The sequence below is a fragment of the Stenotrophomonas acidaminiphila genome, assembly GCA_002951995.1.
Lineage (GTDB): Bacteria > Pseudomonadota > Gammaproteobacteria > Xanthomonadales > Xanthomonadaceae > Stenotrophomonas > Stenotrophomonas acidaminiphila_A.
In genome coordinates, this window is the sequence record CP019797.1 from 2,527,650 (window position 1) to 2,541,410 (window position 13,761).

Sequence of the window (13,761 nt, forward strand, 5' to 3'; positions counted from 1 at the left end):
GCTGGCCGGCTGCCCTGCAACGCCGCAGCGCATGCCGGCGCATGCGGCGGCCGACCTTCCGGCCACCCATGCCGCGCCGGCGACGTCCACCGCCCCCGGCGCGCGCGACTGCCCGCCCAGCGACAGCGCCATGGACGGCTGGAACGAACCCGCGCCGCCGCGCCGCATCTTCGGCAACACCTGGTACGTGGGCACCTGCGGCCTCACCGTGCTGCTGGTCACCTCCGACCAGGGCCACGTCCTCATCGACGGCGCCACCGCGCCGGCCGGGCCGTTGATCGAAGCCAACATCCGCGCCCTGGGCTTCGACCCCGGCGACGTCAAGTACCTGCTCAACTCGCATGAACACTACGACCACGCGGCCGGCCTGGCCTACCTGCAGCAGGTGACGGGCGCGCCGCTGCTGGCGCGCGCGCCGGCGGTCAACACGCTGCATACCGGGGTGAGCGACCGCAGCGACCCGCAGCAACTGGAATTCGACACCGGCTTTCCGGCGGTGCCGGTGGTGCGCCCGCTGGCAGACGGCGACAGCGTACGGGTCGGCGCGTTGGCGCTCGTCGCACACGCCACCCCCGGCCACACCCCGGGCGGCACCAGTTGGACCTGGCGCAGCTGCGAAGGCACGCGCTGCCTGGACCTGGCCTACACCGACAGCGTCAGCGCGCTGTCCGACCACCAGTACCGCTACAGCGACCATCCGGCGATGGTCGCCGCCTTCCGCCGCGGCCTGGACACCCTCGCCGCGCTGCCCTGCGACATCCAGATCACGCCGCACCCGCTGGCCAGCGACCTGTTCGCGCGCCTGCGCGGCACGGGCGGCAGCCCCCTGGTCGACACCGGGGCATGCAAGCGCTACGCCCAGAGCGGGCGCGCCAATCTGGAGAACAGGCTGGGCGATGAAGCCAGCGGCCTGAAACCGTGAGGCCGGACCCGCAGCTTGATGCCGGCAGGAAGACGGGCCGCGGTGGGGGCTTGCCCCACCTGGTGCTCCATCGGTAAAGCCCGTGCGGGGCAAGCCCCGCACCTACGCGTGTCGCTGCGCCCAGCGCTGGATGATGGCGGCGATCGCCTGCACGCCGTCGCTCAGCGCCACGCCCCCTGCTTGATGCCGGCAGGAAGACGGGCCACGACAGGGGCTTGCCCCGCCTGGTGCTCCATCGGTAAAGCCCGTGCGGGGCAAGCCCCGCACCTACGCGTGATGCTGCGCCCAGCGCTGGATGATGGCGGCGATGGCCTGCACGCCGTCGGTCAGCGCCGCCGGCCCGGGCTGCAGGATCAGCGGCGACTTGATCTCGTGCAGCTCGCCGTCGCGCACCGCCTGGATCGCCGCCCAGCCCGGGCGCGCGGCCACCCGCTCGGGCGGAATTTCTTGCCGCACCACGAGCCGATGATGATCTCCGGGTCGCGCGCGATCACCGGCGCGCCATCGGCCAGGATCCGCGCCCTGGCCAGGGGCTCGCGCGACAGTTCGGGAAACACGTCGATGCCGCCGGCGATCTCCACCAGCTCCGCGCCCCACTGGATGCCGGTGATGATCGGTTCGTCCCACTCTTCGACATAGACCCGCGGCCGCCGCGGCAGCCGCGCCGCCTGCGCGGCGATGGCGTCCAGCCCGCGCTGCAGCTCGCCGGCATAGGCGTCGGCGCGCGCGGCCACGCCGACCAGCGCACCGAGCCGGCGGATGTAATCGAGGATGCCGGCGACGCTGCGGTGGTTGGCGATCCACACCTCCACCCCGCGGCGGATCAGTTCGGCGGCGATATCGGCCTGAATGTCGGAAAAGCCGATCGCCAGGTCGGGCTGCAGCGCCAGGATCTCCTCCACCTTGGCGCTGGTGAAGGCACTGACCTTGGGCTTGTCGCGGCGCGCCTGTGGCGGGCGCACGGTGAAGCCGCTGATGCCGACGATGCGGTCCTGCTGGCCCAGCGCGTACAGGGTCTCGGTCGGCTCCTCGGTCAGGCAGACGATGCGGCGTGGCCCGGTCATGGCGCGGCGAACTCCAGCGCCTCGACGAACACCGCCGGGCTGGTCCACGGGTGGTGCGCGGCGATGCCCTGGTCGAGTACCCGCTGCAACCGTTCGCGGTCGCCCGGCACGCCGCGCGGCAGGCAGAATTCCAGCCGCACGGTGGGTTCGCTCACCAGCTCGCCGACCTCGCCCACCACGCTGGCGGTACCGGGCAGCACGCGGAACTGTTCCCGCCCCGGTGCCGACTCCCACATGCCGTGGGCATAACCGCCGGCGGCCAGGTCGTCGACCGCGAGGATGCCGCGCTTGAGCGCCTGCAGGTGCGCCGGCGGCACGAACACGGTGATGCGATGGACCGGGTGCAGGCGCAGCCGGCTCACGGGTACAGCAGCCGCTTGCTCCAGGCACCGGCGGCGTCGGCCTCGTAGCACCAGCGCTCGTGCAGGCGGAAGGTGGCGCCGTACCAGAACTCGATGCGCTGCGGGACCACGCGGATGCCGCTCCAGCCGTCCGGGCGCGGTACGTCGCGGCCCTCGAAACGCGCCTCGAAGTTGCGCAGGCGCTCGTCGAACTCCTCGCGCGAGCCCAGCGTCTGCGACTGCATCGATGCCCAGGCGCCGATCTGGCTCATGCGCGGGCGCGAAGCGAAGTAGGCGTCGGCCTCGGCCGCGGACACCAGCTGCGCGTCGCCGTCGATCCGCACCTGGATGCCGGCCTCGCGCAGGCTGCGCCACAGGAACAGCAGCGCCGCCTGGCGGTTGGCGTGCAGCTCGCGGCCCTTGCGGCTGTCCAGGTGGGTGTAGAACACGAAACCGCGCTCGTCGAAGGCCTTGAGCAGCACGGTGCGCGCCGATGGCCGGCCATCGACGTCGGCCGTGGCCACGGTCATCGCGCCGGGCTCGATTTCATTGCTGGCCTTGGCCTCCTCGAACAACTCGGCGAAGGTCGAAAGCGCTTCTGCGTACAGATCGGTCATGGCTCCACTTCGGACGGCATGGGTTTGGGCTATTGTGGCGCCATGTCGTCCGTTCCGCACCGCTTCTCCGCACGCCGCTTCCCGCAGGCCCTGGCCGCACAGGCGCTGGACGAGGCGCTGGCCAGCGGCCGCGACACGCCGGTGCTGGCGATCAGCGGGGTGCAGGGCAGCGGCAAGTCCACGCTGGCGGCGCAGGTGGTGGAGCTGGCGCAGGCGCGCGGGTTGCGCGCGGCGGCACTGTCCATCGACGACGTCTACCTGACCCGCGCCCAGCGCCAGCGCCTGGCCGGGCGCGTGCATCCGCTACTGGCCACGCGCGGGCCCCCGGGCACCCACGACCTGCCGCTGGCGCTGGCAACCCTGGACGCGGCCCGCGGCGGCCAGCCGTTCGCGCTGCCGCGCTTCGACAAGCTCGCCGATGAGCGCGTGCCGCAGGCGCAGTGGCAACCGGTCCAGCACCTGGACCTGCTGGTATTCGAGGGCTGGTTCCTGGGCACCCCGCCGGAAGCCGAGGACGCCCTGCGCACGCCGCTCAACGCGCTCGAGCGCGACGCCGATGCGGACGGCACCTGGCGGCGCTGGTGCAACCAGGCGCTGGCCCGCGACTACCCGGCGCTGTGGCAGCGTTGCGACCGGCTGTGGTTCCTGCAGCCGCCGGGCTTTTCGGTGGTGCCCAACTGGCGCTGGCAACAGGAGCAGGCGCTGCAGCAGGCCGCGCCCGGGCGCACCGGCATGAACCGGGCGCAGGTCGAGCGCTTCGTGCAGTTCTACGAGCGCGTCAGCCGGCAGGCGCTGCGCTGCCTGCCGGACATCGCCGACCGCACCGTGGCGCTGGATGCGCAGCGCCGGGTGCTGCCGTAGGCGCGGTGCTTGCCCCACGCGCCGTAGGTGCGGGGCTTGCCCCGCACATGTCGTAGACGCGATGCTTGCCCCGCCCACGCCGTGGGTGCGGCGCTTGCCCCGCACATGCCATATGCGAAAGCCGTGCGGGGCGAGCCCCGCACCTACTGGACCAGGAACGTCACCCGCAGGTTGACCCGCCATTCGGTGATGTTGCCGTCGCCATCGGTGACCACCTTGGTCTCGTTGATCCACGCGCCCTGGATGCCCTTGACCGTCTCGGCCACCTTCTTCAGGCCGCTGCGCACCGCGTCCTCGACGCTGGCGCTGGACGACGCGCTGACTTCGATGATTTTCGCCACTGCCATGTCCGCCTCCGTTGGTTGCACCACGAACCACTCGTGGCGTCGACGAGCTTGGCTGCTACCGTGTTAACGCACCGACACGGTGCTAGCATCGAACGGCAATGAATCCCGCCCCCAACGTCATCCTGGTCGGCCCCATGGGCGCCGGCAAAACCTGCATCGGCCGCCGCCTGGCCGAGCGTTTCGGGCTGGCGTTCGTCGATGCCGACCAGGCCATCGTCGACGAGGTGGGTTCGTCGATCCCGGCCATCTTCGAGAACGTCGGCGAGGCCGGCTTCCGCGCGCACGAAAAACGCGTGCTGGCCAGGCTGCTGGAACGCGGCGGGCAGCTGGTCTCGACCGGCGGCGGCGCAGTGCTCGATGCCGACAACCGCCAGCGGATCCGCCAGCGCGGTTTCGTGGTGTGGCTGCGCGTGGGCGTGGCCGCGCAGCTGCAGCGGCTGCAGCGCGACAAGACCCGCCCGCTGCTGCAGCGCGAGGACCGCGAACAGGTGCTCGAGGCCATGGCCACGCTGCGCGATCCGCTGTACCGCGAGGTCGCCGACCTGGTCGTCGACACCGATCCCTATTCCCCCGCCGAGGCCACCGCGCACCTGGTCGTGCGCCTGGCCGCGCAGTGGCAGAACCCGGAACTCCCCGCATGAGCCATGCCCCCCGCACCGTCGCCGTCGGCGGCGACTGCCCGTACCTGATCCACATCGGCCCCGGCCTGCTCGGTGCGGGCGACCTGCTGGCCGGCGCCGTCCGCGGCCGCCACGTGCTGCTGGTCAGCGACGACACCGTGGCGCCGCTTTACCTGGCGCGGGTGCGCGCCGCGCTGCACCAGGCGCGCCCGGACCTGGCGGTCGGCGAGTACCTGATTCCCGCCGGCGAGGCGTCCAAGACCCTGCACCATTTCGGCGGCGCGATCGACGCGCTGGCCACGCTTGGCGCCACCCGCGACGCCTGCGTGCTGGCGCTCGGCGGTGGCGTGGTCGGCGACCTGGCCGGCTTTGCCGCCGCCTGCTGGATGCGCGGCGTGGACTGCGTGCAGCTGCCCACCACCCTGTTGTCGATGGTCGATTCGTCGGTCGGCGGCAAGACCGCGGTGGACATCGCCCAGGGCAAGAACCTGGTGGGCGCGTTCCACCCGCCGCGCGCGGTGATCGCCGACACCGCCGCGCTGCGCACCCTGCCCGTGCGCGAACTGCGCGCCGGGCTGGCCGAGGTGATCAAGTACGGCTGCATCCGCGACCCGCTGTTCTTCCAATGGCTGCAGGCCGAGCGCGACGCACTGCTGGCCGGCGACGATGCGGCCCTGGCGCAGGCCATCGCCCGCAGCTGCGAGCACAAGGCCGAGATCGTCGCGCGCGACCCGCTGGAGAAGGGCGAGCGCGCCCTGCTCAACTTCGGCCACACCTTCGGCCATGCCATCGAGACGGCGCAGGGCTATGGCGCGCCGGGCAGCGACAATCTCAACCACGGCGAGGCGGTGGCGGTGGGCATGGTGCTGGCGGCACGGCTGTCGGCCGCGCTGGGCATGGCCGGCGACGACGCCGCGGACGCGCTGCGCGACCTGCTGCGGGCCTATGGCCTGCCGGTGGCGATCCCGGCCGGGCTCGACCCCGCGGCCCTGCTCGCGCACATGCGCCTGGACAAGAAGAACCTCGCCGGGCGCCTGCGCCTGGTGCTGTGGCGCGGCGTCGGCCGGGCCGAAGTGGTGGCGGACGTGGACGAGGCCGCGGTGCTGGCGGTACTGCGCACCGGCTGAGGCCACGGCCGGCGGCGGGGCAATGCCACCCGGCCCCGACGCGGCCGGCTACAATCATCGCCATGCGCGTCTACCTGCAGCAGCCGCCCAGCGGCAACGAATCCCCCCGCTATGTGCAGCTTTCGCTGCTGCCGGACCTGCTCGGCGGCTGGGAGCTGCTGCGCGAGAGCGGCCAGACCGGCGGCCGCGCGCAGCTGCGCCGCGAGCTGTTCCTGCAGCAAGACGAGGCCCGCCACGCCTTCGAGAAGGCACGCGACGCGCAGATCAAGCGCGGTTTCCAGGTGGTGTTCGCCAGCGGCGAGCCGCACCCCTGACCGGCCCCGGCGCCGTGCGCGCCGCCCCGGCCCAACGGCCACGTTCCAAGGAGTTTTCCGTGACCAGCCCCTTCGCAACGACCGCTTCCTGCGCGCCCTGCGCCGCGAGCCGGTGGACTGCACGCCCGTCTGGCTGATGCGCCAGGCCGGCCGCTACCTGCCGGAATACCGCGCCACCCGTGCCCGCGCCGGCAGCTTCCTGGCGATGGCCAAGAACCCGGAGGTCGCCTGCGAGGTCACGCTGCAGCCGCTGCAGCGGTTCGACCTGGACGCGGCCATCCTGTTCTCCGACATCCTCACCGTGCCCGATGCGATGGGCCTGGGCCTGTATTTCGCCGAGGGCGAGGGCCCGAAGTTCCACCACCCGGTGCGCGACGCGGCGGCCATCGCCCGGCTGGCGGTGCCGGACATGGAGACCGAGCTGGGCTACGTGATGGACGCGGTGCGGCTGATCCGCCGCGAGCTGGACGGCAAGGTGCCGCTGATCGGCTTCTCCGGCAGTCCGTGGACGCTGGCCTGCTACATGGTCGAGGGCGGCGGCAGCAAGGATTACGCGCGGATCAAGGCGATGGCACTGAACGCGCCGGCGGCGCTGCACCAGCTGCTGCGGGTGGTGACCGACGCGGTCGTCGCCTACCTGGCGGCGCAGCGCGCGGCCGGGGCGCAGGCGCTGCAGGTGTTCGACACCTGGGGCGGGGTGCTGTCGCCGGCGATGTACCGCGAGTTCTCGCTGCCCTATCTGGCGCGCATCGCCCGTGAGCTGGAACGCGGCCAGGGCGCGCAGCGCACGCCGCTGATCCTGTTCGGCAAGGGCACCGGCCAGTATGTGGCCGAGCTGGCCGCCACCGGCGCCGAAGGCGTGGGCGTGGACTGGACCATTTCGCTGGAGGACGCCGCGCGCGCCACCGCCGGCAAGGTGGCGCTGCAGGGCAACCTGGACCCGACCACGCTGTACGGCTCGCCGGAGGCCATCGCCCGCGAGGCCGGCAAGGTGCTGGACAGCTATGCCGCCGGCAACGGCGGCTCGCGCGAGGGCCACGTGTTCAACCTCGGCCACGGCATGTCGCCGGACATGAATCCCGAGCACGTGGCGGTGCTGGTGGACGCGGTGCACCGCCTCAGCCGCCGCTGAGTACTTCGCCCCGGGCGCGGCTAGGTGTGTAAACCCAGCAGGTTGTTCAGTGGTATGCGGGAGATGGGTGGTTTGTAGCCAAGACTGGCGTGAGGGCGGTGCCAGTTGTAGTGGTGCAACCAGCCATGGAGGGCATCGGCGCGCTGCCCGGAGTTGTCATAGGCGCGGGCATAGGCCCATTCGCGCAGGCTGGTCTGCACCAGACGTTCGGCCTTGCCGTTGGTGCGGGGCGTATAGGGACGCGTGCGCAGGTGGCGCAGGCCGAGCCGACGGACCAGGCGCTGGAAGCGGCGCGACCTGTAGCAGGTGCCATTGTCGGTCAACACCCGCTCGAAGCACACGCCCAGGCTGCGGTAGTAGCGCACCGTACGGATCAGGGCCTTGCAGGCACTGGTCCCGCGCTCGTCCGGCTCGATGGAGGCGAAGGCCACGCGCGAGTGATCGTCGATGGCCAGGTGGACGTATTCCCAGCCGATGCCCCGGTGCCGGCGCGACCGGTCGCCGGTGACACGGTGGCCGGGGAGCCGATCCGCCCCAGCTTCTTGATATCCAGATGCAGCAGTTGGCCCGGTAGGGCGTATTCGTAGCGGTTGTGCGGCAGCGCCGGTTCCAGTTCGGCCAGCCGATGCAGGCCGGCGCGGCGCAGCACCCGGGCGATGGTGCTTGGCGCCACGGACAGGCGCTGGGCGATCTGGCGATAGGTCTGGCGTGAGCGGCGCTGCTCCAGCACCTGCGCCACGATCACCGGGGATAGGGCGTGGGGACTGGAATGCGGTCGGGAGCTGCGGTCCGTCAAACCACCCGGACCCTCCTCCCGGTAGCGCTTGAGCCACTTATAGGCCGTGCGTACGCTCACGCCGGCCGCGTGGGCGGCCTCTTCGATGCGCAGGCCCTGTACCAGGATGCGGTCCACAAGCAGGGCTCGACCGCGTGGGCTCAAACGGGCATGTTTATGCAGGTTCATCCGGGGCTCCTGGGGGCTGGTTGGCTTCGTAACCCCCATCTTCCAGCGATGCCCCGGATGAACAACCTACTGAGAGATCACAGCTAGGCCGGCCCGGGGGCACGCCCGCTCAGCGCGCGGCGCCGGCCCACGGCGGCGCGCGTGCGCGATGCCTGCACGCGCGAACCGGGACAATGCCGGCACCGCCCTGGCAACGAGTGCGCCTGATGTCCCTGCCCCCTTCCAGCCCACTGCCCGCCGCCGATCCGCACAAGCCGCTGCTGTGGCTGGTGTCGCTGGCGATCTTCATGCAGATGCTGGATTCGACCATCGTCAATACGGCGCTGCCGGCGATGGCGCGCAGCCTGGGCGAGAGCCCGCTGCAGATGCAGTCGGTGGTGTTCAGCTACGCGCTGGCGGTGGCCAGCTTCATCCCGGCCTCGGGCTGGATCGCCGACCGCGTCGGCACCCGCCGCACCTTCGTGGCGGCGATCGTGCTGTTCACCCTGGGCTCGCTGGCCTGCGCGCTGTCGCCGACACTGCACTGGCTGGTCGCCGCACGTGTACTGCAGGGCATCGGCGGCGCGCTGCTGCTGCCGGTGGGGCGGCTGGCGGTGATGCGCTCGGTGCCGCGCGAGCAGTTCCTGTCGGCGATGAGTTTCATCGCGATCCCGGCGCTGGTCGGCCCGTTGCTGGGGCCGACCCTGGGCGGCTGGCTGGTGCAGGCCGCGTCCTGGCACTGGATCTTCCTGATCAACCTGCCGATCGGCGTGGCCGGGCTGTTCGCCGCGCTGCGGATCATGCCCGACCATTACGGCCAGGAACGGCATCACTTCGACCTGGCCGGCTACCTGATGCTGGCGTTCGGCATGATCGCGCTGTCGCTGGCACTGGATGGCGCCTCCGGCTTCGGCTCGGCGCATGCGCTGGTGCTGCTGCTGGCGGTGATCGGCATCGCCGCGCTGGCCGGCTACTGGCTGCACGCGGCCGGGCGCAGCGACGCGCTGTTCCCGCTGACGTTGTTCCGGGTCACCAGCTTCCGCATCGGCATCCTCGGCAACCTGTTCTCGCGCATCGGCAGCGGCGCCATGCCACTGCTGATCCCGCTGCTGCTGCAGGTGGGCCTGGGCATGAGCCCGATGGCGGCGGGCATGATGATGATCCCGGTGGCGCTGGCCGGCATGGCCGCCAAACGCCTGGCGGTGACCTTGGTGGAGCGTTTCGGCTACCGCCGCATCCTGATGATCAACACCGTCTGCGTGGGTCTGGCGATGGCCAGTTTCATGTTCGTCAGCGGCCGCCAGCCGCTGGCGCTGCAACTGCTGCAGCTGGCCCTGTTCGGCGCCTTCAACTCGATGCAGTTCACGGTAATGAACACGGTGACCCTGCGCGACCTGGACGCCGGCCAGGCCAGCAGCGGCAACAGCCTGCTGTCGATGGTGATGATGCTGGCCACCGGCTTCGGCGCGGCCACCGCCGGCAGCCTGCTGTCCACCTTCGGCGCCCACCTCACCGGGCATGGTGCCAGCGCCGCGCTGCACGCCACGTTCGTGTGCGTCGGCGTGATCACGCTCAGCTCGACCCTGGTGTTCTGGCAACTGCCGGAAAACCGGCCGCACCCGCGCGCGGTCGAGGAAGTGGTCGAGTAGTCAGTCCGGCGGCGGCGCCGCCGGCGCGTCCTGCGCCGGGGCCGCGTCGCGCGAGCGCCACGCCGCGGCGATGGCGGCCACCAGCATCTCGCCGGTCACCGGCTTGCGCAGGAACCCGTCGAAGCCGGCCGCGCGCGCCTGCTGCTCGGCGCCACCATCGGCACGCGCGGTCACCGCCACCAGCGGGAAGCGGTGGCCCTGGCCGCGCAGCTGCGCCGCCAATGCGAGGCCGTCGAGCGCCGGCAGGTCCAGGTCGAGCAGGCCGATGTCGAACGGCCACGCCGCCACTTCGGCCAGCGCCGCCAGCCCGTGCAGCGCATGCACCACCTGGTGGCCGCGCGCGCGCAGCAACCCGGCGATGACATCGGCCACGGTGGGGTCGTCCTCGACCAGCAGGATGCACAGGCTGCCTTCCGGGCCCTGCCCCGACGCGCGCGCCGCCGCAGCGTCGCCGCCGGCCAGCGGCGTCCACGCCAGGGGCAGCTCGACGATGAAGCGCGCGCCGGCGCCCAGCCGGCTGTCGATGCGGATACTGCCGCCCATGGCCGCGGCCAGTTCCTGGCAGATCGCCAGGCCCAGCCCGCTGCCGCCGTAGCGCGAGGCGGTCTGCGGTCCTTCGGCCTGTTCGAAGCGGCGGAACAGCCGCGCCTGCTGCTCGGCGGTGATGCCGGGGCCGGTATCGCTGACCACCAGGCGGATGCCGGCGCCGGCGGGCAGCAGTTCCACGCCCAGCCCGACCTGGCCGTGCCCGGTGAACTTGGCGGCGTTGCCGAGCAGGTTCATCAGGATCTGGCGCAGGCGCATCGGATCGCCGGTCACGCGCACCGGCATCGGCAGCCGCGGCTCCTGCACGAACTCCAGCCCACGCTTGCGCACCACCGGCGCGATCAGCGCGGCGACCTCGTCCAGCAGCGGCGCCAGCTCGAACGGGCGGCTGTCCAGCTCCAGCCGGCCAGCCTCGATGCGCGCCAGGTCGAGCGAATCGTTCACCAGCTGCAGCAGATGGACGCCGGCCTGCTGGATCGAACCGGCATAGCGGCGCTGGGTATCGTCCAGCGGGGTGTCCAGCAACAGCTCGGTCATGCCCAGCACGCCGGTCATCGGCGTGCGCACTTCGTGCCCGAAGGTGGCCAGGAAGCGGGTCTTGGCCGAGGAGGCCTGCTCGGCCAGTTCGCGCCGCTGTTCGGCCAGCTGCCATTCACTGCGCCGCTGCAGGCGCGCGCGGTAGGCCAGCACCGCGATCCCCAGCGCCAGCGCCGCGGCCAGCGCATAGACGGCCATCGCCCAGCCGCTGCGCCACCACGGCGGGGCGACCTCGATCCGCACGTCGGGCGCGGCGATCCAGCCGCCGCCGGGCACCGCGCCCTGGATCTGCAGGGTGTAGCTGCCCGGCGCCAGGCGCGGGAACACGCGCTCGCCGCTGGCGCCGGCATTGACCCAGTCCGGGTCGTAGCCGCTCAGGCGGAAGCGGTACTGGTTGTTGGTGGAGTCGGCGAACGCCAACAGGCGTGCGACCACGTGCAGGTCGCGGTCGCCGTCCTTGATCCGCAGCAGCGGCTGCTCGGACAGGTCGTACAGCTGGTCGCCGCGATGCACGCTGATCCGCTCGATCACCAGCGGCGGCCGCCGCGCCGGCGGGCCGACCTGCGCCGGATCGAACAGCACCACGCCGTCGGGGGTGCCGCCGGCCACCTGGCCGCTGCGCGCCTGCACCAGCCCGCGGCGCCGGAACTCCTGCCCGGGCAGCCCGTCGTGCACGCCGTAAAGGCGCACCGAGCGCCGTTGCGGATCCACCCGGATCAGGCCACGCGCACTGCTCGCCCAGGCAATGCCGCGGCCGTCGATGACCAGCCCGCCGGCGGCCAGCATCGGGAACCCCTGCTCGACGCCGATGCCGTCCTCCCAGCGCAGTTGCCCGCCGTCCCAGCGGTAACGCTCCAGCCGCCCGAGCAGCGCCACCCACACCGTGCCGTCGGCACCGACGTCGAAGGCATGCGCCGGCACCTGCGGCCCACCCGCCACCGGCGCGAAGGCGCCGGCCTGCGGCTGCCAGGCCGACAGGCCGGTGGCGCCGGACAGCCACAGGCGCTCGCCGGGGCCGCATTGCATGTCCTGCAGCGCCCCCGGGGGCAGGCCGTGCTGGCCCGGCGCCAGGTGCAGGGTGACGTGGCCCTCGGCATCGCGCCGCTGGATGCCGCCGTCCTCGGAATAGATCCACACGTGGCCATCGCACAGGCGCACGATGTCGCCGTCGCCGACCATCGCCGCGTCCACCGCATCGTCATGCCGCCAGCGGCGTACCGCGCCGTCACGCGGGTCGTAGCGCACCAGCGTGTCCAGGCTGCCGATCCAGACCCGCCCCTGCGGATCCTCGGCCACCGACTGCGGCCAGTGGATGCCGTCGACCGGCTGCAGGTGGTGCTCGACCGCGCCGCTGGCCGGATCCAGCCGGTCCAGCGCACCGCGGGTGCCCACCACCCAGATGCCGCCGGAGGCCGAGGCGGCCATCGCCAGCGCATACGGATTGCGCAGCGAGGACGGATCGTCCAGGTGCCGCGCCAGCACCGAGAACTGGCGCCAGTTCGGCGACAGATGCCACAGGCCGGAATTGGTGCTGGCGAACCACAGGCCGCCGTCGCGGTCCTCGTAGGCGGTGCTCCAGTTGGGCTTGACCATGCCGCGTTCCTGGGCGCTGTACAGCGGCACGTTGCTCACCGCCTCGCCGGCCCTGCTGCGGCCTAGGCCCTGCAGCGTGTCCAGCCAGTAATTGCCGTCGCTGTCGTACTGCAGCACGTTGAGCACGTGGCCGTAGTCCGAACCGGGCCACTGCATGCGCTCAAAACGCCCGTCGCGATGGCGCACCACCACCCCGCCGTTGGTGGCGATCCACAGCCGCTGGCCGCCATCGACCTTGAGGCCGTTGATCCGCGGCGAGGGCAGTACCGACTCGCCTTCGCGCTGGAAGCCACTACCGGTCCAGCGCGCCAGCCCGCCCTTGCTGCCCACCCACAGCACGCCGTCGGCGGTGACCGCCAGGTAGGCGATGGACGCCGACGGCAGGCTGTCGGGCTGGCCGGGGACCGGCATGAAACGCTGGATGGTGCCGTCCACCGCAAGCCGGTGGAGGCCGGCGCTCGGGGTGCCGAACCAGACGCTGCCATCGGGCGTGGAGGCGATGCTCCACACGCTGTTGCTGCCGATCTGCGGATAGGTCTCGCGATCGAAGAAGCGGAAGCTGCGGCGGTCGGCCGACAACATCCCCAGGCCCGCGTTCTGGGTGCCGAACCAGAGCCGGTTGCCGGCGTCCACGTGCAGGCTCCAGATCAGGTTGTCGCGCAGGCCGTCCTCGGCGCGCCAGATGCGGAAGTTGCGGCCATCGAAGCGCGCCAGTCCGTCGTGGCTGGCCAGCCACATGTAGCCGCGGCGGTCCTCGGCGAACGCATTGATGTTGGCCGACGGCAGCCCATCGGCCACCCGGAGCCGGCGCGGCTGCGGGGTGACCGGCACCTCGGCCGTGGCCGGCACCACCACCCCGGCGCACAGCAGCAGGCACAACAGCCCACGCCACCACGCCCTCATCGCCCGGCCCCGTGTGCGCGGCGGGGCCGCCGCAAATGGCCGCTGCGGCCGCGCACGCCGCTGCCGGTCCGCTGGTGTCGATGCTGCCCCTGGTTGCCATCCGCCGCCCGTTCGCGCTTCCTGTCAGCGGGGAAAATAGCATCCGCGCGGCACGACGGCCGGCACGTGCCGGCAGCCCCGGCCACGACCGCCCCCGGCACCCTCCCCGGCCCGCGGCGGAACGGCGCGGCCCGGCGGCGCCGCGC

General features: G+C 72.2%; 11 protein-coding genes and 2 pseudogenes. 7 read left to right on the forward strand and 6 right to left on the reverse strand.

What is annotated here, in order from left to right:
• Positions 1 to 31 precede the first annotated feature (31 nt).
• Positions 32 to 922, forward strand: a complete 891-nt coding sequence (locus B1L07_11340; GenBank protein ID AUZ55579.1) for a hypothetical protein — start codon at positions 32 to 34, stop codon at positions 920 to 922.
• A 267-nt stretch (positions 923 to 1,189) separates the two neighbouring features.
• Here B1L07_11340 and B1L07_11345 read toward each other — a convergent pair.
• The 3 genes and pseudogenes from B1L07_11345 to B1L07_11355 form a co-directional block, all read right to left on the reverse strand.
• Positions 1,190 to 1,986 (reverse strand): annotated as a pseudogene (locus B1L07_11345) (cobalamin-binding protein).
• Positions 1,983 to 2,348, reverse strand: a complete 366-nt coding sequence (locus B1L07_11350) for a hypothetical protein (GenBank protein ID AUZ55580.1) — start codon at positions 2,346 to 2,348, stop codon at positions 1,983 to 1,985. The pseudogene B1L07_11345 and the gene B1L07_11350 overlap by 4 nt, the downstream one beginning before the upstream one ends.
• The gene (locus B1L07_11355) at positions 2,345 to 2,944 is read right to left on the reverse strand and encodes a pyridoxamine 5'-phosphate oxidase (GenBank protein AUZ55581.1); all 600 of its coding nucleotides are present in this window, start codon (positions 2,942 to 2,944) and stop codon (positions 2,345 to 2,347) included. The genes B1L07_11350 and B1L07_11355 overlap by 4 nt, the downstream gene beginning before the upstream one ends.
• A gap of 42 nt (positions 2,945 to 2,986) precedes the next feature.
• Between B1L07_11355 and B1L07_11360 the strand changes: the two genes are divergently transcribed.
• Positions 2,987 to 3,805: a kinase gene (locus tag B1L07_11360; protein AUZ55582.1), complete on the forward strand. Its 819-nt coding sequence runs from the start codon at positions 2,987 to 2,989 to the stop codon at positions 3,803 to 3,805.
• A 143-nt stretch (positions 3,806 to 3,948) separates the two neighbouring features.
• On the opposite strand, the gene B1L07_11365 is transcribed toward B1L07_11360, so the two are convergent.
• Entirely contained in the window at positions 3,949 to 4,152 is a 204-nt protein-coding gene (locus B1L07_11365; protein AUZ55583.1) for a hypothetical protein, read from the reverse strand.
• Between the two features lie 98 nt (positions 4,153 to 4,250).
• On the opposite strand from B1L07_11365, the gene aroK reads away from it, so the two are divergent.
• From aroK to B1L07_11385, 4 genes are all read left to right on the forward strand, one after another.
• Positions 4,251 to 4,793: a shikimate kinase gene (gene aroK / locus B1L07_11370; protein AUZ55584.1), complete on the forward strand. Its 543-nt coding sequence runs from the start codon at positions 4,251 to 4,253 to the stop codon at positions 4,791 to 4,793.
• A complete protein-coding gene (locus tag B1L07_11375; GenBank protein ID AUZ55585.1) occupies positions 4,790 to 5,899 on the forward strand; it encodes a 3-dehydroquinate synthase in 1,110 nt (369 codons plus the stop codon). Before aroK ends, B1L07_11375 begins: the two co-directional genes overlap by 4 nt.
• Positions 5,900 to 5,961: 62 nt before the next feature.
• Positions 5,962 to 6,213 (forward strand): hypothetical protein, encoded by a 252-nt coding sequence (locus B1L07_11380; GenBank protein AUZ55586.1) that lies wholly within the window; start codon positions 5,962 to 5,964, stop codon positions 6,211 to 6,213.
• Between the two features lie 88 nt (positions 6,214 to 6,301).
• Positions 6,302 to 7,345, forward strand: coding sequence for a uroporphyrinogen decarboxylase (locus tag B1L07_11385; protein AUZ56566.1), 1,044 nt, complete (start codon positions 6,302 to 6,304; stop codon positions 7,343 to 7,345).
• Positions 7,346 to 7,365: 20 nt separating this feature from the next.
• Here B1L07_11385 and B1L07_11390 read toward each other — a convergent pair.
• Positions 7,366 to 8,309 (reverse strand): annotated as a pseudogene (locus B1L07_11390) (IS481 family transposase).
• Positions 8,310 to 8,515: 206 nt separating this feature from the next.
• On the opposite strand from B1L07_11390, the gene B1L07_11395 reads away from it, so the two are divergent.
• Positions 8,516 to 9,937 carry an MFS transporter gene (locus B1L07_11395; protein AUZ56567.1) on the forward strand — a complete coding sequence of 474 codons (1,422 nt, stop codon included), beginning with the start codon at positions 8,516 to 8,518 and terminating at the stop codon, positions 9,935 to 9,937.
• Here the strand turns inward: B1L07_11395 and B1L07_11400 are convergent, their stop codons facing one another.
• Entirely contained in the window at positions 9,938 to 13,516 is a 3,579-nt protein-coding gene (locus tag B1L07_11400; GenBank protein AUZ55587.1) for a histidine kinase, read from the reverse strand.
• Positions 13,517 to 13,761: the final 245 nt, after the last annotated feature.